This window comes from Halomarina litorea, from assembly GCF_024227715.1.
GTDB lineage: Archaea > Halobacteriota > Halobacteria > Halobacteriales > Haloarculaceae > Halomarina > Halomarina litorea.
This window is the reverse complement of record NZ_CP100451.1, coordinates 124,834-142,809: the sequence shown is the minus strand read 5'-3', so window position 1 is coordinate 142,809 and position 17,976 is coordinate 124,834. Positions and strand designations below refer to the sequence as shown.

Annotated in this window: 21 protein-coding genes; 7 read left to right on the top strand and 14 right to left on the bottom strand. The window is 60.4% G+C overall.

Annotation, left to right across the window (positions count from 1 at the left end):
• Positions 1-628 precede the first annotated feature (628 nt).
• Complete coding sequence (locus NKG96_RS20245) at positions 629-2,128, top strand: Cdc6/Cdc18 family protein (protein ID WP_254538740.1); 1,500 nt, start codon at positions 629-631, stop codon at positions 2,126-2,128.
• A gap of 402 nt (positions 2,129-2,530) precedes the next feature.
• On the opposite strand, the gene NKG96_RS20240 is transcribed toward NKG96_RS20245, so the two are convergent.
• Positions 2,531-3,127: a DUF8170 family protein gene (locus tag NKG96_RS20240; protein WP_254538739.1), complete on the bottom strand. Its 597-nt coding sequence runs from the start codon at positions 3,125-3,127 to the stop codon at positions 2,531-2,533.
• 121 nt (positions 3,128-3,248) lie between these two features.
• On the opposite strand from NKG96_RS20240, the gene NKG96_RS20235 reads away from it, so the two are divergent.
• Positions 3,249-3,659, top strand: a complete 411-nt coding sequence (locus NKG96_RS20235) for a helix-turn-helix domain-containing protein (RefSeq protein WP_254538738.1) — start codon at positions 3,249-3,251, stop codon at positions 3,657-3,659.
• Between the two features lie 74 nt (positions 3,660-3,733).
• Here the strand turns inward: NKG96_RS20235 and NKG96_RS20230 are convergent, their stop codons facing one another.
• The 11 genes from NKG96_RS20230 to NKG96_RS20180 all read right to left on the bottom strand — a co-directional run bounded on the left by NKG96_RS20230 (position 3,734) and on the right by NKG96_RS20180 (position 12,060).
• Positions 3,734-4,057 carry a DUF6788 family protein gene (locus NKG96_RS20230; protein ID WP_254538737.1) on the bottom strand — a complete coding sequence of 108 codons (324 nt, stop codon included), beginning with the start codon at positions 4,055-4,057 and terminating at the stop codon, positions 3,734-3,736.
• Between the two features lie 72 nt (positions 4,058-4,129).
• On the bottom strand, positions 4,130-5,050 hold the full coding sequence (locus NKG96_RS20225) for an ArdC-like ssDNA-binding domain-containing protein (protein WP_254538736.1): 921 nt from the start codon (positions 5,048-5,050) through the stop codon (positions 4,130-4,132).
• Positions 5,051-5,148: 98 nt separating this feature from the next.
• A complete protein-coding gene (locus NKG96_RS20220; protein ID WP_254538735.1) occupies positions 5,149-6,156 on the bottom strand; it encodes a DUF6610 family protein in 1,008 nt (335 codons plus the stop codon).
• Between the two features lie 106 nt (positions 6,157-6,262).
• Positions 6,263-6,562, bottom strand: coding sequence for a hypothetical protein (locus NKG96_RS20215; protein ID WP_254538840.1), 300 nt, complete (start codon positions 6,560-6,562; stop codon positions 6,263-6,265).
• A gap of 55 nt (positions 6,563-6,617) precedes the next feature.
• Positions 6,618-6,839, bottom strand: coding sequence for a DUF8129 domain-containing protein (locus NKG96_RS20210; RefSeq protein ID WP_254538734.1), 222 nt, complete (start codon positions 6,837-6,839; stop codon positions 6,618-6,620).
• 50 nt (positions 6,840-6,889) lie between these two features.
• A complete protein-coding gene (locus NKG96_RS20205) occupies positions 6,890-7,231 on the bottom strand; it encodes a hypothetical protein (protein WP_254538733.1) in 342 nt (113 codons plus the stop codon).
• Positions 7,228-7,443: a DUF8118 domain-containing protein gene (locus NKG96_RS21250; RefSeq protein ID WP_497007243.1), complete on the bottom strand. Its 216-nt coding sequence runs from the start codon at positions 7,441-7,443 to the stop codon at positions 7,228-7,230. Before NKG96_RS21250 ends, NKG96_RS20205 begins: the two co-directional genes overlap by 4 nt.
• A 249-nt stretch (positions 7,444-7,692) precedes the next feature.
• A complete protein-coding gene (locus NKG96_RS20200; RefSeq protein WP_254538732.1) occupies positions 7,693-10,035 on the bottom strand; it encodes a heavy metal translocating P-type ATPase in 2,343 nt (780 codons plus the stop codon).
• Between the two features lie 66 nt (positions 10,036-10,101).
• On the bottom strand, positions 10,102-10,851 hold the full coding sequence (locus tag NKG96_RS20195; RefSeq protein WP_254538731.1) for a helix-turn-helix domain-containing protein: 750 nt from the start codon (positions 10,849-10,851) through the stop codon (positions 10,102-10,104).
• A gap of 69 nt (positions 10,852-10,920) precedes the next feature.
• Positions 10,921-11,205 (bottom strand): DUF7967 family protein, encoded by a 285-nt coding sequence (locus NKG96_RS20190; RefSeq protein WP_254538730.1) that lies wholly within the window; start codon positions 11,203-11,205, stop codon positions 10,921-10,923.
• A gap of 501 nt (positions 11,206-11,706) precedes the next feature.
• On the bottom strand, positions 11,707-12,060 hold the full coding sequence (locus tag NKG96_RS20180) for a winged helix-turn-helix transcriptional regulator (protein WP_254538729.1): 354 nt from the start codon (positions 12,058-12,060) through the stop codon (positions 11,707-11,709).
• Positions 12,061-12,180: 120 nt separating this feature from the next.
• On the opposite strand from NKG96_RS20180, the gene NKG96_RS20175 reads away from it, so the two are divergent.
• The 3 genes from NKG96_RS20175 (at position 12,181) to NKG96_RS20165 (ending at position 13,947) form a co-directional block, all read left to right on the top strand.
• Positions 12,181-12,642 carry a DUF6789 family protein gene (locus tag NKG96_RS20175; RefSeq protein WP_254538728.1) on the top strand — a complete coding sequence of 154 codons (462 nt, stop codon included), beginning with the start codon at positions 12,181-12,183 and terminating at the stop codon, positions 12,640-12,642.
• Positions 12,643-12,720: 78 nt separating this feature from the next.
• On the top strand, positions 12,721-12,957 hold the full coding sequence (locus tag NKG96_RS20170; RefSeq protein ID WP_254538727.1) for an Rdx family protein: 237 nt from the start codon (positions 12,721-12,723) through the stop codon (positions 12,955-12,957).
• A gap of 93 nt (positions 12,958-13,050) precedes the next feature.
• A complete protein-coding gene (locus NKG96_RS20165; protein WP_254538726.1) occupies positions 13,051-13,947 on the top strand; it encodes a bile acid:sodium symporter family protein in 897 nt (298 codons plus the stop codon).
• A gap of 93 nt (positions 13,948-14,040) precedes the next feature.
• Here NKG96_RS20165 and NKG96_RS20160 read toward each other — a convergent pair whose 3' ends face one another.
• Both NKG96_RS20160 and NKG96_RS20155 read right to left on the bottom strand, forming a co-directional pair.
• Complete coding sequence (locus NKG96_RS20160; RefSeq protein ID WP_254538725.1) at positions 14,041-14,265, bottom strand: hypothetical protein; 225 nt, start codon at positions 14,263-14,265, stop codon at positions 14,041-14,043.
• The gene (locus NKG96_RS20155; protein ID WP_254538724.1) at positions 14,258-14,623 is read right to left on the bottom strand and encodes an ArsR/SmtB family transcription factor; all 366 of its coding nucleotides are present in this window, start codon (positions 14,621-14,623) and stop codon (positions 14,258-14,260) included. The genes NKG96_RS20160 and NKG96_RS20155 overlap by 8 nt, the downstream gene beginning before the upstream one ends.
• 119 nt (positions 14,624-14,742) lie before the next feature.
• Here NKG96_RS20155 and merA point away from each other — a divergent pair, with 119 nt between their 5' ends.
• Positions 14,743-16,245 carry a mercury(II) reductase gene (merA, locus tag NKG96_RS20150; RefSeq protein ID WP_254538839.1) on the top strand — a complete coding sequence of 501 codons (1,503 nt, stop codon included), beginning with the start codon at positions 14,743-14,745 and terminating at the stop codon, positions 16,243-16,245.
• 235 nt (positions 16,246-16,480) lie between these two features.
• On the top strand, positions 16,481-17,866 hold the full coding sequence (gene lpdA, locus NKG96_RS20145) for a dihydrolipoyl dehydrogenase (RefSeq protein WP_254538723.1): 1,386 nt from the start codon (positions 16,481-16,483) through the stop codon (positions 17,864-17,866).
• Positions 17,867-17,976: the final 110 nt, after the last annotated feature.

Below are 17,976 nucleotides of genomic sequence, written 5' to 3'. Positions count from 1 at the left end.
GCCGATTGTGACGGATACACGCAATAGAAGGATTGAGCATCTATTCCTCTAACCTATAACTAGAAATGCGAAAGTTTATGTCTCACGTTGGCTTACCACATCCATAATAGAGATAAAGAAAAGTTCTTCTAGCTCAGCAGAAGATTGGGATCTCTGGGTATGGAGAACCCGGTCTCGAGAGTCCTTGGCGTCTCATCGCTTCTACGTCCCCTTTTGTGAACTTCATGCTCACTACATAGCGTCTGAAGTGGTCTACACCCAGCGACTTACAACTCGAAAAAGGGGGGAGGGGGTAGAATGGCCGAATTCACCAAACGAGCTTCACCAGCCATCGTATCCATAGGTCGATACCACTCTCATTCGCGAACTACTCATACGAGTGTCGCCCTTTCGCGACAATTCTGGTGCTTACAACTCGAAAACGGGGGGTGTGGGTCATCGAGGGAGTTCGACGATAGAGAATCCTGACGACCCGTTACAACTCGACAACGGAGGGTGATAGATTCCGAAGACGGTATCCGACTCATTTCGAGAATACAGGGCTGTAGTCGTTAGATAGCCTGTTTTCGCCTGGTTACAACTCCACAAGGGTCCATATTTTTATACCCGGAGTTCGAGGGGGTTCATAATGGGACGAGAGGGACGTAGAGCAGGATCGAATCATCCGGAAGCTGAGGAGGATCGTGAATCGTCCTCTGCTGATTCTGAACATCCTGAGTCGACGGGTGAGGATGTGGATTCTCCTGATACGTCACAAACGACCTTCGAGAATGGATCAGATCCCACCGATTCGTCTCAAGAAGCATCCAACGGCGACGGTGGTGGCATCTCGATTCGTGATCGGTTACAAACTGAGTCGTCCGGTGGCGTCTTCGCGAACAAAGACCTCGTTCGGTCAGACACTATCATCGACGAGGATCGTATCGTTGGCCGTGATGACCAGCTGGGCCGTGTCGTCGACAACCTAAAACCGGTCCTCCAGAATGAGGGGATCCCCGATATGCTCCTGAGTGGGCCATCTGGAACGGGGAAATCACTCATCATTCATGCAGTCTGCAAACAGATCGTCGAACTGTGTGAGTCACAAGGCAAGACCTTCGGAGTTCTCTCTATCAACTGCGAGGGACCGAAAACTGCAGACCGAGCTGTCTACCGGCTAGTTAAAGCTGCTGCCGACGACCTCGGTGTCGAACCTGGTGTTCCTCAAACCGGCGTCTCGACGGATCAGAAGCTCGAGCGACTGTACGAACTCATGCGAGAGTATTACGACGGTGTCATCTTCATCCTCGATGAGATCGATATGCTCGAGGGGCCGTATCAGGAAGCGGAGTACAATTCTCTCATCTACCAGCTTTCACGGGCTCGAAAGCTCGCCGACTTTGACGGCCCGATTTCGCTCACGACTATCACAAATTACGCTGATTTCATGAAGGACCTCAACAGCCGCGCACAGAGTTCCTACAACCCTGACGACATCTTCTTCGACGATTACGATGCGACGCAACTCCGTAGTATTCTCCACAACCGACGGGACGCCTTCAAGCCAGAATCACTCGCAGAAGACGTCGTTCCGCTTGTTGCCGCGTTCGGATCCCAAACGCATGGAGATGCACGGAAAGCAATCGATCTCCTCAGATGGGCTGGCGAATTAGCCGAGCGGCGTGGAGCTGACACTGTTACCGAGACTGATGTCCGTGAAGCCCAGGAGAAATACACCGAAAATCGAAAACTTCGCCATATTAGCGGAATCTCCACTCAAAAGAAACTCTCCATCTACGCTGTGGCGGCCACTGCCCACTACGCAAGAGAACATCCTGAGTGGATCCCTGCTGGACCTGCGTTCAAGACGTATCAATTCATTGCTGATACGATGGATGCGGATCAGTACAGTCGTGAGACATTCGTAAATCATGTCACGGAGCAGAGTACGTATGGTGTATTGGACTTCGAGCGTCGAGGCAAGGGGCGAGGCAGAGGAGTACATATGTATTTCTCCCTATCCGAGGATCCGGAAACGATCATGGAGACGATTCGTGAGGATTCTCGGTTTGAAGATATAGCTCACGAAGAGGCGACTATCAGCGCGGTTGTCCGCGAACGGCTGAAGCAGTTCCGGAGCAAGAATTAACCTCGACTCTATTCTCCACCGACTTACTACTCGAAAACGGGGGGTGTTCGCGCTCTGGGAGATGCGTTACAACTCGAAAATGGGGGGTGTCATTCTCTGGGTTTTCTCGTTACTACTCGAAAACGGGGGGTGGTCGCGACCCGAGTGATGCGTTACAGCTCGAAAATGGAGGGTCATTCATCGGGGGCATCTCGTTACTACTCGAAAACGGGGGGTGGGTGAGCCAAGAGAGTCGACGTGCCGGTTTGATGTAATATACTATCTCCTCGCCCTCTCCCGTTTACAACTCGAAAATGGGGGGATGTATCCTACGATTTTCTCGTCGTCGGTGCCATTGATGACGAGGATGTCGTGGAGAAACGACGGAAACGTCGGGGATGTGAGTTACCGATTCGTCTCTGTCTACGGGTATTCCAGATCACTCACGAGAGCCTCAGTACACTCGACCAGATCGTCCTCAGTCGTCCACCGGCAGAGACGTCCAGCCTCGTCGAGCATCTCGAAGATCGCGGTCTGCATTCCGCTGTAGGGATTATCGACGTCGACGTTCGTGTCGATCGCATCCTCATCTACGTCTTCATACTCTCGTTTGAACACATGGGTCTTCGCGAAGTACTCCTCGAGGGCCGTGAAATAGCCCTGCTCGACGAGGAAGCCGCCTTGGGCGTGTTCGGCGACGCCCACGATGACGTCTGTGTAATCGGCGAGCAGCCGGAACTTGAGGTAGGTGTTCGTCCACTCGCTTCGAATGTCGACCATCAGGAACGCGTACGCACCGGGCTGCCGGTTGAGGCGATCCTTCACGAGCTGGAGACGACGGATTTCGGGTGTCCCGTAGCTGCCAAGAACGAAATACGAACTCTCAGCTGAGAAGATCGGCGTGAGCTCCGCAACACTCTGTTTCAGCGCTTCGTACTCCGTCGGCGTGAGTGAGGCCTCGTGCAGATACTCGTCGGCTTTCTCGGCGAGTTCGTCGACGGTGACCGGCTCCTCACTCATCTAACCGGGACTTCTCCCGTACCCTGCTTCAATGTGGCGAATGAATCGGTGACCGTATCGCAATAGACCGATTCGTATTTGAGCGAAACGCTTTTGCACACACTACACGAATTGTGGTGTAATGAGTACCTCCGACCACACGCCAAGCGACCTGGAGTCCGTTCGGGAGCGGCTCAACGTCGTCACCCAGGAGACGCGATTCGCGCTCCTCCAGGACATCCTCGGGCATCCGTCGGAACTGCCGACGCTGAAGGAACTCGACTACGTGAACCCAAGCAAGAGCCAGACGACGATTCGCCAGCACCTCCAGCAGCTCGTCGACGCTGGCATCGTCGAGGAAGTCCTCCTGCCCGAGGACCGCCGGAAGAACGATCTCCCGTACAAGTTCTACGGAATCAGTGAGAGTGGTCGGCAGTTCCTCGCAGAGCACAAGCTCCTCCGGGCACAAGACACGCTTCGCGAGATTTACGATCGAGTGGAGAAGACCGACGACATCGAACGGTACGAGACTGCCCCCCGGCCCGAACGCTAACAGCTCCCGTCTGTCACTTCGCAGACGGGGTGTCACCCCGAATCATCGGTCATCCGACCAGGGTGTTATATTGTCTACTCGTCTGGATTCACTGGGGATTTGTACGTTGACTTGACGCGATCGCCTTCCCGCCACTGCCAGTAGTAGTAGCGGTTGTCGTTGATTTCCTTGATCGTAATCGTCGCCTTTGGAGGAACATCATCAGGACGGTCCTCGGATCGCTCGTCGGGTTCGGCTTTGTCTGCCGCTTCACCATGATTGGCCATCTGCTCTCGGTGGTTAGCGAGGGTCTCCGCATAGCGGGCGACCTGGCGCAGCTGTTCAGGAGAACAGTCGCCGAGCGTCGCGACGAGATCGTCCGGAAGAGTAGTCGGCGGCGTTGGTACTGAGTCGGGCATTGCTCGTGTTAACCAACACTGATGGGAGAGGACGTAGGACTGTTGGTTAATAGAATGGGTGAACAGTGCGACTCAGTCGTCGAGTATTCCGATAATTCGCTGGGCTGTGCGACTGATTCGACCGAGGCGATTCCGCACTTTCTCGGGGTCGTCTGAGTTCCAGGCAGCAAGGTAGAACGCCGAGTTGCTGGTGTCGAGGTCGAAATGCCGACCAACGACGTACGCGACGGCTTCGGCCTCGATTTCGCGCTTCGACCGTTCAGTGTCGTCGTCAACGTGGAGTACCGCGTGCGCGTACTCGTGAACGAGTGTCATCGCGAGGTCGGCCTGATTCGATCGAGCCTTCGCCTCCACGAGTGGCTGGTCGTCGTCCGAGTCGGGATACTCACAGACGCCCATCGCCTCGCCGTGCGCCCACTCCTCGGGGTCGACGACTCTAACTCCTACTCCCAAGTCATCCGATGCATCCGTGAGTGCTGGCACGAGGTCACCAGCGTCCCCTGTCGCTTCGGTATCGAGATCGGGAAGCGGCTCCCCCGCGGTCTGTGAGACGTCGAACACAGCGGTCGGCGAGAACCCAACAAGGCCTCGCGACCACTCCTCGGGTGGCGTTTCATCGTACTCACAACCGATCTGCTCGTGGTACGACGGCGCGTTCTCACACTCGGGACATCGTGTGGTAATGATCGGCGCCCAGATCCAGATCGCCTGCTCGCCCTCCTGGACGTGCCGGTCGAACTCTTCCTGCCACGTCCGATACCCAGCGACTCGCGTCGCCTCGGGGCACTGCTGGTTGATGAGCAGCGTGTTCCGGGCCGAGTAGTCGTGGAACCGCGACTGGACGTCCAACCAGTTTTGAAACTGCTCGCTGGCCCGTGCCTCGTCGGTGAGGGTAACGAGGTCCTCGAGCCACTGGTCGATCGTACTGTGCATCTCCTCGCTGCGGGTCTCCGAGTCGTCGAACGCGACCCGCTGGTGAGTCTTCGAAGCCATACGAGATCGTGCGGCCGACGCTCATCGTTCTGAGCGCCCCCGCATCCCTCAGGGGGTGACAAACAGCACCAGCGGAAACACCGGACATGGTGGTGTCCTCACGTCGGTGGGACGACCACGCTCTGCTCGCCAGCGAGTTCTTCGAGGTGGTTCCGATGCCGATGGTCGAAGTAACAATTGTAGCTACAGTAGCCACACACGGCGCCAGTGTCGTACTCGACGACGTAGGGCCCACGCTCGGTCGTCCAGATGTTCGCACTACACTCCGTACAGGCGGCGCTCTCGAGGTCGCTGAGTGACGGTCCTCGGTAGTCGACGGCTCCGTCTGTCCATGGTGTCGAAGCGGGCCAGACACCGTGTGCGTTCCAGAACTCGCGTACACGCGCGAGACTCTGGCGGACCAGTGAGCGAACGGTGACGTGGTCGGCGTCGCGACCATTGTCGTCCCACCCATCAGGCGTCCAGAACTCGCCGAACTGCGCACCCCGATGCAGGCCGTTCCAGTCCAGCCCGACGATGTCTGCCGGTGGTGCCCCTGTCAGCGTCGGTTGGGTGAGCTGGTCGATGACCTCGAGTTGCTTCGGGGGACTGCCACCGAGAATGTGGACGCGACGGCCTCGCCAGTCGACGGGATCGGAGAACTCGTGGGCCAATCGGTCGGCGTAGCCACGTGAGTACCCGAGAACGATTTCATCGGGAATCGCCTCGATCGCCGACCTGCACTTCGGAACGATGACGAACTCCGTGCCGGGGACTCGTGTTTCCACGTCCCGAATCGTCCGGACGTACGTCTCTGCTTCCGTCGCGTCGTACGCATCACCGATGACCGCGACCTCGGGTTCGTACTCGATGACCCGCTCGACGTACCGCTCGAGATCCGGATTCCGAAAATCGTTGTCGAGCATCCCAACCGACAGATCGAGGCCGCACAATGACGACTGCTGGTAGGTACAGTCCTCACGAAACCCCGGGAGGAAGCCGAGGTGTGCTGCATCGAGCGCGAACGGTACGCGATGGAGAAGCGCGATATACTGTGCCTGTCGCGCGGTACTGACCGCATCTCTCGCCCTGCCGCTCCTCGAATCGAGAGGTTCGTGAATAGCCATCGGGAGTCACTCGCGAGGCACCGCCGCCCCGCAGCTCCCCGAGGGGCGGGAGAAACCCCACCACGAGAGGTAACCAACACACCGAGCTGGTGTCCGCTATTGTTGGTTAATCGTCGAACAAGCAGCGCGTGGCCGCGTCTTCACCGGTCAGCGTCTGCTGATCGTCGTCGGTATCTGCGAAGAGCGTCGCCTGATTGCTCTCCGAGGACTGGTCGACCTCCGGACGGTCATCGACGCCGAACTCACTTGCTTCGGGACGGTCCACTCGGGACGTTTGCTCGCGATGGTCGACGTCAGCACCGAAGTCCTCGAGTGATGTCTCGACGCTCCTCTGGGTCACTTCGAGGTGGCCATCCTCGCCGAAGGCAGTCTGTCGTCGAATCTCGATGTCTGGTCGATTGCTCATCTCTGTTGAGCCTCCGCCCTTTCTGGCGCCGACAAACAGCACCACGGACGGCGGCTCAGTCCTCCGAACGACGAAGCGTCGCTGCCCGACAGTCGAGTCGGCGAAGGATGTGAACGCGCTGGTGATTCGCGTTCTCGTAGGCGACGCACGCTTGCAGCGTCTCGATATCGTGAATCGTCACGATGCCAGCCTCGATGAGTCGGGGGTCTGGTGGGTCGAGCCGTTGGGCCGGTGTCAGTTCGCTCGATTCCATCGTCCTATCTGCAGCGTCAGTCATGATTGGTCGCCTCCACGCCTCCTGCGGCGACGAACAACCGTACCGTGTCGTCAGTCAGCACTGACCGTCGCTTGTTGCTTCTCGAGGCCGAGATGGTCGACGAGCAGCGGGTCGACGGCATCGAGATTCACCCAGCCTGGAAGTGCCTCGTCGCCGCGCCAGAGCGCGACGCGCCGGGCGTGCTTACAGCCACCGTCGGGCTGGTTGTACTCCGCATCGGGGCAGGTACATGCGCCCGTCTCAGCGTCGACCGTATACTCCGTGCCCTCCTCGCTGTAGACCGAGTAGAGGCCCGGTGCCTGCTCGTAGACGGCCAGCAGTTCGTTCATCGCACGCACGTCCCGTGGGTCGGTCATCGGCAGGTCGCCAGTCGTATCGTCTGCGAGGCTCATCGGTCGGCCTCCCCGAGTGGGCACTCGTCAGTGTGGGGGAGTCCCGTTCGCCCGCCAAGCGCACAGAGGAGTTCTCGACCACAGGCCTCACACCGAACGTAGCGTTTGCCGCCCTGTGCGAGTGGTTCGACGTGCTCGGTGATTGTTGTCTGTTCATTTCTGTTTGCGGTCGATGGATTTCCCGTCGTAGTCGTGTCGCTAGTCTCACTCATAATCGGTACGAGAGTGTCCTATCGAGCACCCCCGCACCCCTCTGGGGACGACAAACATCTCCGAGCGGTCGCTGGTGCTGATGGGAATTACGGCGAAGGACTGAATTCAGCTCAACAGGCGAACCAGTAGTGAGTACAGCGATCAGCGCCGTACCAAAGAGGTCGATTCACCAGTTCGTCTCTGCCTACTGTACGTCGAATTCGGCTCTAGGAGCTCACGGTCTTACTGCAGGCTGGTTCCACGATTCCTCACGAGTCGGTGACCTGCTCAGGCTGTACCCGTGAGAGTCGCATCGCGTTCCCCGTCACGCCAAGACTCATCCCCATGTCTCCGACGACCACTGCGAGTGCGACACTGACGACCCCCAGCGGAACGCCGAGAGCCAGCAGGGCCTTCACACCGAGGCTCGACCAGATGTTCTGCCGAATCACGCCGTTCGCCTCGTGCGAGAGCGCATACAGGTACGGGAGCTTCCCGATGTCGTCACCCATCAATGCGATATCGGCGGTTTCGAGGGCGGTGTCGGTCCCGGCGGCACCCATTGCGATGCCGACATCGGCGGTGGCGAGTGCGGGCGCGTCGTTGATGCCGTCGCCGACCATCGCGACCGACCCGTACTCGCGCTGGAGCGCTTCGATCGCGTCGACTTTTTCCTCGGGGAGGAGCTCTGCCCGGTACTCGTCGACGCCGACCTCCTCGGCGATAGCACGTGCCGTGCCCGCGTTGTCGCCGGTGAGCATCACGACGTGTTCGACGCCCAGTTCGTGGAGGCGCTCAACGGCCCGGCGAGAAGCCGGTCGGACCTCGTCGGCAATCGCAACGAGCCCGACCAGTTCTGACTCGGTTCCGACGAAGACCACCGTCTTTCCGTCTTGTTCCAACTCGCTGAGGGCGTCGTGTGCGTTCTCGGTAGAGGGTTCTGTCACGACACCGCCGTCAGTGGCGCGACGCGACTGTGAGAGGTCGAAGCCCAAGTCCTCGAAGAGTGCCGGTTTCCCCGCGTAGTACGTCTCGTCGTCGAGGTCTGCACGGATTCCCTTCCCGGTTAAGCTCTCGAACGCAGTAGGGGTCGGACGAGCATCGAGGTCCGCCTCATCTGCTCGGGTGAGGATCGCCTCCGCGATCGGATGCTCACTTCGCTGTTCGAGCGCGGCTGCGTAGCGAAGGACGTCCGTCTCCTCGTACTGGCCAAGCGGGACGACGTCAGCAACGGTGAGTTCACCCTTCGTGAGCGTTCCCGTCTTGTCGAGGGCGACCGCGTCGACTTCGCCCATCGCTTCGAGGTGATTCCCGCCTTTGATGAGGACGCCGTTCTTCGCGGCGCTCGTGATGCCCGATACCACGGAAACGGGCGTCGAGATGACGAACGCACACGGACAGGCGATGACCAGCAGCGTCAGCCCACGGATGAACCACGCCTGCCACCCGCCGGGAAGGACTAGCGAGAATCCCGCAACGCCGAGGGTGACACCGTCACCGATGAGTAGTGGCGGTACTGCAGCGGTCAGTATCGCTAACACGACGACCGCAGGGGTGTAGTAGCCCGCGAACCGGTCGACGAACTGCTCTTTCTCGGTTTTCTTCTCCTGTGCTCCTTGGACCAGTTCGATAATCTGGGACAGGGTCGACTCGCCCGCCGTCGAGGTGACCTCCACTTCGAGATACCCGCCCTCGTTGATCGTCCCTGCGTACACCTCGTCTCCAGTGGACTTGTCGATAGGAACCGACTCGCCGGTGATCGGAGATTCGTCGACCGCGCTCTCGCCGTCGGTGACGGTTCCATCCAGCGGGATCTTGTCGCCGGGGCGAACGATGACGGTCTCGCCGACGCTCACGTCCTCTGCCGGAACGGTCACTTCCTCACCTTCACGTCGGACCGTCGCCTCGTCGGGGGAGAGTTCCATCAACTCGCGAAGCGAGTCGCGTGCTCGGTCCATCGAGTAGTCTTCGAGCAGCTCAGCGATGCTGAACAGGACGGCCAGCGTCGCGGCTTCGACGAAATACCCGATGCCCGTGGCAGCGATGATGGCCGTTCCCATCAGCAGGTCGATGTCGAGACTCAGATTTCGAGCCGAGTAGTAGCCACTCCGGACGACCGGATACCCGCTGGTCGCAATCGCCACGAGGAACAGTCCATCGGCGAGCGAGAGGGGGTAGTCGAGGAGGGTCGCGATCGTGGGGTCGAGACCAGTCAGGACGAACTCGACGAGCAGGCCGACAGCGACGAACACAGCCCCCATCCACGTCTTGAGGGCTCGTGGACTCGTCCAGACGTCCGATGGCGGTGCGATATCCATTCCACCGGTCGATTCGTCGTCTGCTCCACCACGATTAACGACCTCGTACCCCGCGCCCTCGATTGCGGCGATTACGTCTTCATCCGAGACCCGTTCCGGGTCGTACCTCACGGTGGCCGTCCCCGTCGTTGGCTGCAACATCGCCTCGCTGATGCCGTCGACACGCTGGAGGCTTTTGTCGACTTTCTGGGCGCAGGAGGGGCAGTCCATCTCGGGGACCGTGAGCCGGACGGACACCTCGCGACGGTCTCCGTCGTCGATTGATTGCTCACTACTGGTCACGTCGTCGCTCATTACGTGAAACGAGGGCCGTCACGCCGATAGGCCTTTATTGGAATATTCCAACCGACGCTTCCGACTTCAGGTCGGGTTCGGCGAGTGTTCTGGAATCGGCTCTGTTTCGACATACTGCGCTGCCAGATACGCTTCGGCTCGGCGGAGCCGGTAGGTGAGCGTCGACCGCGGGACGTCGAGATGCTCGGCCAACTCACCGACGTCGACCGCTCGCGGCGTCTCGTAGTAGCCGTGTTCGACGGCTGCTTCGAGTGCCGCCGCTTGCTCGGGTGCGAGTTCCGCTCGATCGCTGTGGCCCACCCGTCTCGATACCTCGGTGTCCGCCGTCCGGAGCAGTTCCATCTGCGCACAGGTGCCGACGGCCGTCTCGAGTTCGTCGAAGAAGGCCCCCACGTCACCCTGTCCCGAATGAATGATGCGCCACGTGTAGTGGCGGCTCTCGTGGCGGGTATCGAACAGGACCCCGTCGCCGAGGTGCGCACGCGCGATGTGGGGGACCGACGAACAGTCGGGAGTGCGCTCCCAGTACGAGTAAAGGACGAGCGTGTCGTCGGTGTGGTCGAGGACCTGCGTCGACTGGGTCGCCCCACAGTCGTCGGTCGCCAAACAGTCCGCGTAGTAATCAGCAGTCAGGAACGCGTCTTCGATGTCGTCGAGAGCGGCTGGCGTACCGGTCGCGTGATCGACGCGCCAGAGTCGCTCCTCGGTCACGTGCAACGAGAGCGAGCGAATCCTCGCATCAGGATGGTCCGCGAGCGTGTCCGCCACACGGTTACACCCGGGGTCGTATTCGAGGGCAAAGACGAGACTCCGCATACGTGCCAGTAGGGAGCAGACGGATTAACGAATTGGGTAGCTGGTGCGCTGGTATCGTGTCGCTGGTCGTCAGATACTGTCGTCGGGGTCGTGACGATCACTCATTCGCCGAGCTTCTGCAGCGTACTGTTCCTGTTGCTCGGGATCGTCGACACTCCCGAGGTTGTCGGGCTCGGCATCGACGGCCGCGGTCGTATCTCGAACGTCGGTAAAGGACGTGAGTGCTCGCTCTTTGCGGTAGTACTGTTCGCCGTCGGGTGTTGCATACGTGAGGATGATGAGGTTCTGTTCGTCGTCCGAATACGTCCGTTCGACCAACCAGACACGGACACTGTCCGCCGATTCGTCTGTCATCGTCGCTGGCTTGCTTCGGCTGACGTATTAATCGCGGGACAATCGATGGGTATGATTGAACGGATTATCTGGATGATTGTCTGAGAGGTAGAACCACAGGACAAGAGTACACACTACTACAACACCGTAGCGCCACGTCCTCTCGGTAGAAGCAGGGTCGGACAGCACCCCTCATCACTCCACAGTTGGGGCGACGATGGGGTGTTCGACCCTCCGCGTCGGTACCGTCTGCGAGGACATCGAGGTCCGCGACTAGGCGCACGCTTGACGACCCCGACGGACGCGACCCGAAGGCGGTCCGAGCGATTCCTGATACTATCGAACCGTCTGTCGTCGCACTGTTCGACGAAGTCAGCGACCGGGGCGCCGAGTGACCAGCAACGCACACCGGTCGAATTCGACCAATCGTCGGACCAGCGACGGAGACGAAGCCGCCACAACGTAACGGAGCGGGTCGCAGTAGTAGGTGTCCGACAGCAGTCGTGTCCCCTCCAGTTTCTCCTACGAACACTCCGGTCGTGCGTGCGTCTCGCCCCAGTCACTCATCGCTTCGATGATCGGCGCGAGGTCCTCGCCACGCTCGGTGAGCGAGTACTCCACTCTGAAGGGCTTGTCACTGACGACTTCCCGATGGACTAATTCGTTCCCTTCGAGGTCGTCGAGGCTGTTCGAGAGGACGTTACTGGAGATACCATCGACCGCTCGCTTGAGCGCGTTGAACCCCGAGGGACCGTTCACCAAGAGGCGGTGGACGATGACGGGATGCCACTTCTTGCCGATGATCGCCGCCGTGCAGGTGATCGTACACCACTCATCGTCGTGACACCAGCCCGCCAGACACTCGTCGGTCCCCATGTCGTCGTCGTTCCCGCTTCGGGCCCTATACGCTTGCGGCCGACAACCCAGTTAGGTATCCTAACCTGGGTAGTCCGAGCTTATATTAGGCCTATCCGCTCGCGTCCCGTCGGACTTCCCGTGAACGTACACCGAGCGAAACGCGGGTTCGGTTGGGGAATCATCGCGACACTCGCCATGTCGACACTGATGCTCGTCGGCTTCCTCACGGGAGCCGCACCGATGCCGCGCCCGATTCCGGAGGCCGTCGTGAGTCTGGTCGTCGGTGACGTCGCCCCACCGATCCGGATGCTCTCAGCCGTCAGTGCTCACTTGTTCTACGGTGGGGTGTTCGGTGCCCTCCTCGCCGTAACGGTCGATCGGATGTCGGCTCGGACGGGGCTCGCACTCGGTGTCGCGCTGTGGATCGCGATGGGTGTCGTGGTCCTGCCGCTCGTCGGCTGGGGCTTCTTCGGGGTCGGCGTCACGCCGAAGATCGCCGCCGCGACGCTCGTGTTGCACCTGATCTACGGCGGCGTGCTTGGCTGGGCGCTCGATCGTACCTCGGAGGCGACCACTTCAACGACGGCAACGGCCGGTTAGCGAAACCTAACCGACTCACCTAGTGGTTGTCTGAACGCTAAGTGGCTTCCACATACACATCGAACCGGGAATCACACAATGACGACAGTCGAAATCGAATACTGCGTGCCGTGTGGACTGCGAGAGAACGCGTTGACGACGGCCGACCGGCTACTGGCCGAGACTGGCCGTGCCCTCGACGACCTCCGGTTGATACCCGGAGATAGCGGGGTATTCACTGTCGCCGTCGACGGCGAGATAGTTTTCGACAAGGACGAACAGGGGTACGATATCGAGTCCATCGTCGAGGCTGTCACCAGCCGAGCAACTGCGTGAGCAGAGCGGCTTCTCCCCAGCATCGGGACGGCGCTAACGCAGAATCGTTACCACACCCTCGCCACGAAGTCCCGTGAAATGTCGAGTCTCCGAATGACCGACCTGGTCGAGGACTATCTCCTCCTCTGGGTGCTTTGCTCGGTTGGCCTCGGCTTCTTCGTCCCACAACTAGCTGTAGTGACCCGCGCATCGACGCTGATCCTCGCGGTGATGATCGGCAGTATCTCGCTAACGCTGTCCGTTGATCAGTTTCGGGCGGTCGATACTCGGAGCCTCGGTCTCGTCCTGGTCGGCCACGTGACGATGCCGTTTCTCGCGTTCGGGATCGCCCGCGGACTCGGCCTATCGCCGGAACTCACCGTTGGATTCGTCGTATTGGGTGCGGTTACCCCCGAACTCGTCACGCCAGTGATGACCGAACTCGCGGGTGGCGAGACGGCGCTCTCGACGACGGCGCTGGTCGTCATCGGTGTCGGGAGTATCGGCTTCATCCCTGTCGTCGTCTCCGTGCTGCTCGGCGGCGACGTCGATGTCCCGACGCTGCCGATCGTCGAGCAACTCGTCGTCGCCGTCGTCGGGCCTATGCTCGTCGCTGTCGGCGCGCGGGCATGGCAGCCCGATCGGGTCAGTCGCTACGACGAGTACTATCCCGCCGTATCTGCTGTGATGGTCGTCCTCATCATCGGCGGGGTGACTGCGGCCAACGCTGGGGTCATTCGATCGAGTCAGACGCTACTGCTCACAGTCGGTATCGGTGCGGTGTTGCTGAACGGCCTCGGTTACGGTGTCGGGTTCCTCGTGGGGAGTCGCTGGACACGTCCGACCCGTATCGCGTCAGTCCTCTCGGTCGGCATGCGGGACTTCGCGGTCGCTGCTGCGCTGCTCATCGCAGCGGGACTCCCACCCGTCACGTCGCTGCCCGCCGTGGCCTTCGGGGTTATCGAGATGATAAGCAGCGCGGCCCTCGCACGGTGGTTCGACCGCTACTGACCTGATTGGGTGTTCTTCCGATGGCCTGCGGTACCGGGTCTCGGTCCATCATCGAACGGGCATCACCGAGCGAGTATCGACTCGGGCAGTCTCTCAGTAGGTGGCGTTCGCGCCGATTCGCTGGTATCCGGCGACGAGCAGCACCGCCACGAGCCCGCCGATACCGACCACGACGAGATACCCAACCTCGGCTGAGACCCCGACAGCGGCCACGACTCCGCTCAGGAGTGCCGCGCCGCCGAGGAGTTCCAGACCGAGACAGCACAGTGCGACACCCCCGACACCTGCATACGGGAGGAGGGATTCGTCGTCACTCATTGGCGTTCGCGTCGTCCGTGACGATTTCACAGCCGAGGACGCTCTCGATGTTCTGTCGAATGCAGTCGTCGGCGAGTCCGACCATCTCTGCGGCTTCGGGGCGGCTCACGTCGTAGTATTTCTTCCGTCCGTCGCGTTCGGCGTCGACGAGCTGGCAGTTCTTCAGACACTGGAGGTGGTGTGAGACGAGATTCGTCTTCAGGTCGGTCCGTTCACACAGCTCAGTCACGTTCAGCGGCTCATCTGCCTCGAGGAGCGTCTGGAAGATCCGGAGGCGGGTCGGGTCGCTCAACGCCCCGAAGATGTTGGCTCGCGCTTCGTTTACGTCGGCGGTCGACTGAAGGAGCTGGATACTCATTACAATATATACTGGAACATCGAGTGATAGACGTTTCGGATGATACTGTCACCCTAGTGTGGCTACCATCGCCTCAAAGCCAGAATCTTAATAACTACAATACTCTAATGACCATTAGGATGAGTGCTGAGACACACTACGATCTCGTGATTCTCGGTGGCGGCGCAGCAGCGTTCGCTGCGATTACTGAAGCCAGCAGCCGTGGCCTCTCGACCGCCATGGTCAACACTGGACTCCCGCTTGGTGGAACGTGCGTCAATGTCGGGTGCGTCCCGAGCAAACACCTCCTCGCCGTTTCGGAGACTGCGTACGAGCCACCGAACAACCCGTTCGACGCTGTTCGGTACAGCAGTGATGAACCCACCATCGATTGGTCGGCTGCGCTCGACGAGAAAGATCGACTCGTTGGTCAGCTTCGCCAGGAGAACTACGTCGACGTCGCCGAGCACTTCGGAACCGATATCCACGAGGGGTATGGGAGATTCGTCGATTCGACGACCATCGAAGTGGTCGACGGTCCGGCTGAAGGGACACGCATCACCGGCGAGAAGGCCCTCATCGCGACCGGGAGTTCACCGTGGGCCGCGCCCATCGACGGACTCGAAGACGTTGACGAGCAAAGCTCGTCAGCCCATCAGACGCAGTCTGATGACGTCGAGTACGAAACGAGCGAGACCATCTTGAATCGCCACGAACTCCCCGAGAGCATCATCATCCTCGGTGGTGGGTACATTGCACTCGAATGGGGGCAGATCCTCCACCGCGTCGGCGTCGACGTGACGATTCTCCAGCGCTCCGAACGTGTGTTGTCGGGGATGGAAGGTCAACTCGGTCGCGAGATGCAGCGATGCTTCCGCGAGGAAGGAATCGACGTTATCACTGGCAACGACTTCCAGCGAGTCACCTCAGTGGCAACGGATGGCGGCCTCGCGACGCAGGAAATCGGCATCAGCGTCGAGACGGTCGTCGACGGCGAGCCGCGAACGTTCGACGCTGCCGAACTGTTCGTGGCGACAGGCGTGCAACCGAACAGCGAGAACATCGGACTCGACGCAATCGGTGTTGACACCGACGACCGTGGGGCAGTTGTCGTCGACGAACACTTCCGTACGACGAATCCCGACGTGTACGCCGCAGGAGACGTCATCGGCGAGCCCGAACTGGAGACGGTCGCTGCGAAGGAGGGCAACCACGCGGTGAAGAACGCCTTCGGCGATGAAGGGAAAATCATCGACTACAACGCCGTCCCTGCGGTTGTCTTCACGAGTCCCGAAGTCGCCAGCGTCGGGATCACCGAGCGGGAGTACATGGACGAGCACGGGGCCTGTTCGTGCCGGACGGTTCAGATGGCGGACGTGCCGAAAGCACGAGCCGTCGAGGACACGCGAGGGCTGCTCCAGGTGGTCAAACACCACGAGACCGACGAGATCGTCGGCGTCCACATGGTCGGTCCCCGTGCCGCCGACATGATCATGGAAGCGACGCTGGCCGTGAAGTTCGGCCTGACCGTCGACGACATCATCGACACCGTCCACCCGTTCCCGACGTTCAGCGAAGCGCTCAAACACGCCTGTCAGGCGTTCCGCCGCGATACCTCGACGATGAGTTGCTGCGTCGAGTAGCGGATATCGGACCACAGATTTATTCTAATAGACGTTGAATTGTTGGAGTGAATATGACGGTCCCAGCCGACTCACGGTTCGCCAGTACGATCGACACGCCACCGTCCGAATTCAGCCACATCACGGAGCGATGTGATGAATATCGTGGCCATCACCGAGGAGCTTCACCCGATAGCCAGGACCCTGTGGTAGCCGGGAGGACGACTCCGGATACAGGGGTGGGGGTGGTTACCGCATGAGCGACGACCACGACTTCGACCTCGTCGTTCTCGGTGGCGGCATGGCAGGGCTCCCGGTCGCGATGAAGTGTGCCTACTCCGGGATGGAGACTGCACTCGTCGAACAGGACCTCCTCGGGGGGACGTGTCTCAATCGGGGATGCATCCCGACGAAGACGATGATTCGGAGTGCGGAAGTGACACACCTGGCACGACGCGGTGAGGAGTTCGGTATCGATATCGGCGGTGAGGTCGCCCCTGACCTGGAGGCGATCGTCGACCGAAAGGACCGTGTCGTCGAGAGCATCCGCCAGGGGGCCTACGATAACGTCGACGACAACGACGACCTCACGCTCATCGAGGAGCGAGGACGCTTCGAATCCCCACACGAACTCCACGTCGGTGATCGAACGATTTCCGCCGAGCGAGTCGTCATCAATACTGGTGCCCGGCCCACGATGCCACCGATCGACGGACTCGACGACGTGGCGGTCCTCGACAGTACCGATATGCTGTTCCTCGACGAGGTTCCCGATTCGCTCGTCGTCGTCGGGGGCGGATACGTCGGCTGTGAGTACGCCCAGATGTACCACCGGTTCGGCGCGGACGTCACGGTCGTCCAGCGCCCCGATCGACTTCTCCCTCGCGAGGAACCCGACGTCAGCCGTGTGATAGAGGACGTCTTCGTCGAGGAGGGGATCGACGTCCACACTGGGACCGCTGTCGAATCACTCGACCCCTCGGGTGAGGATATTCGCGTCGAGGGGAACGGATCGGATGGCACGCTCGACGTGACCGCCTCGGACGTCCTCATGGCAGTCGGACGAACCCCGAATACTGACGAGATCGGACTCGACGAAGCTGGTATCGAAACTGACGAAGACGGGTTCGTTGCAACCGACGATCGTTTCGCAACGACGGCGGAGGGTGTCTACGCCATCGGTGACGTCAGTGGTCCACCGATGTTCACTCACTCGGCCCGGGACAACGCGGACCGTCTCTCCCGGCATCTTGCGCACGGCGACGACGTCAGCACGGAGGATCGGGTCGTCCCGTGGGCGGTGTTCACCGACCCGCAGATCGGACACGTGGGACTCACCGAGCGGGAAGCCCGTGATGCGGGCTACGAGGTGGGAGTCGGCCGTCAGGACCTCGCCGAACAGGGAAAGCCGAAAGCACTCGGCGAGACTGCTGGATTCGTCAAGCTCGTTACGGACGCCGACAGTGACGAACTACTGGGCGCGCACATCGTCGGCGAGCAGGGCGCGGAGATCGTTCACGAACTGGTGCTCGCGATCGAACTCGGCGCGACAGCGGAGGATGTCGCGGACACGATGCATATCCACCCCACGCTCCCGGAGAGCATCAACTCAGCTGCCGGTGGGGTCCACAAACCATCATAGCGGTACGAAGCGACTCAGGGTGACGAAGCTGTGGCTGATCACGTTCCGGCGTCGCTATGGGAGATATCCCGACCGAAGTCACGAGCGATTCACGAACTGGCATCCGAGGT

What these genes read in the sequence shown, in the direction of transcription:
- NKG96_RS20205 (WP_254538733.1), bottom strand. Translation starts at nt 7,231, where the DNA reads ATGAGCCTCGCAGACGATACGACTGGCGACCTGCCGATGACCGACCCA.
- NKG96_RS20180 (WP_254538729.1), bottom strand. Translation starts at nt 12,060, where the DNA reads ATGGGGACCGACGAGTGTCTGGCGGGCTGGTGTCACGACGATGAGTGG.
- NKG96_RS20220 (WP_254538735.1), bottom strand. Translation starts at nt 6,156, where the DNA reads ATGGCTATTCACGAACCTCTCGATTCGAGGAGCGGCAGGGCGAGAGAT.
- NKG96_RS20230 (WP_254538737.1), bottom strand. Translation starts at nt 4,057, where the DNA reads ATGCCCGACTCAGTACCAACGCCGCCGACTACTCTTCCGGACGATCTC.
- NKG96_RS20240 (WP_254538739.1), bottom strand. Translation starts at nt 3,127, where the DNA reads ATGAGTGAGGAGCCGGTCACCGTCGACGAACTCGCCGAGAAAGCCGAC.
- NKG96_RS20165 (WP_254538726.1), top strand. Translation starts at nt 13,051, where the DNA reads ATGACCGACCTGGTCGAGGACTATCTCCTCCTCTGGGTGCTTTGCTCG.
- NKG96_RS20190 (WP_254538730.1), bottom strand. Translation starts at nt 11,205, where the DNA reads ATGACAGACGAATCGGCGGACAGTGTCCGTGTCTGGTTGGTCGAACGG.
- lpdA (WP_254538723.1), top strand. Translation starts at nt 16,481, where the DNA reads ATGAGCGACGACCACGACTTCGACCTCGTCGTTCTCGGTGGCGGCATG.
- NKG96_RS20225 (WP_254538736.1), bottom strand. Translation starts at nt 5,050, where the DNA reads ATGGCTTCGAAGACTCACCAGCGGGTCGCGTTCGACGACTCGGAGACC.
- NKG96_RS20245 (WP_254538740.1), top strand. Translation starts at nt 629, where the DNA reads ATGGGACGAGAGGGACGTAGAGCAGGATCGAATCATCCGGAAGCTGAG.
- NKG96_RS20155 (WP_254538724.1), bottom strand. Translation starts at nt 14,623, where the DNA reads ATGAGTATCCAGCTCCTTCAGTCGACCGCCGACGTAAACGAAGCGCGA.
- NKG96_RS20170 (WP_254538727.1), top strand. Translation starts at nt 12,721, where the DNA reads ATGACGACAGTCGAAATCGAATACTGCGTGCCGTGTGGACTGCGAGAG.
- merA (WP_254538839.1), top strand. Translation starts at nt 14,743, where the DNA reads ATGAGTGCTGAGACACACTACGATCTCGTGATTCTCGGTGGCGGCGCA.
- NKG96_RS21250 (WP_497007243.1), bottom strand. Translation starts at nt 7,443, where the DNA reads ATGAGTGAGACTAGCGACACGACTACGACGGGAAATCCATCGACCGCA.
- NKG96_RS20210 (WP_254538734.1), bottom strand. Translation starts at nt 6,839, where the DNA reads ATGACTGACGCTGCAGATAGGACGATGGAATCGAGCGAACTGACACCG.
- NKG96_RS20215 (WP_254538840.1), bottom strand. Translation starts at nt 6,562, where the DNA reads ATGAGCAATCGACCAGACATCGAGATTCGACGACAGACTGCCTTCGGC.
- NKG96_RS20200 (WP_254538732.1), bottom strand. Translation starts at nt 10,035, where the DNA reads ATGAGCGACGACGTGACCAGTAGTGAGCAATCAATCGACGACGGAGAC.
- NKG96_RS20235 (WP_254538738.1), top strand. Translation starts at nt 3,249, where the DNA reads ATGAGTACCTCCGACCACACGCCAAGCGACCTGGAGTCCGTTCGGGAG.
- NKG96_RS20160 (WP_254538725.1), bottom strand. Translation starts at nt 14,265, where the DNA reads ATGAGTGACGACGAATCCCTCCTCCCGTATGCAGGTGTCGGGGGTGTC.
- NKG96_RS20195 (WP_254538731.1), bottom strand. Translation starts at nt 10,851, where the DNA reads ATGCGGAGTCTCGTCTTTGCCCTCGAATACGACCCCGGGTGTAACCGT.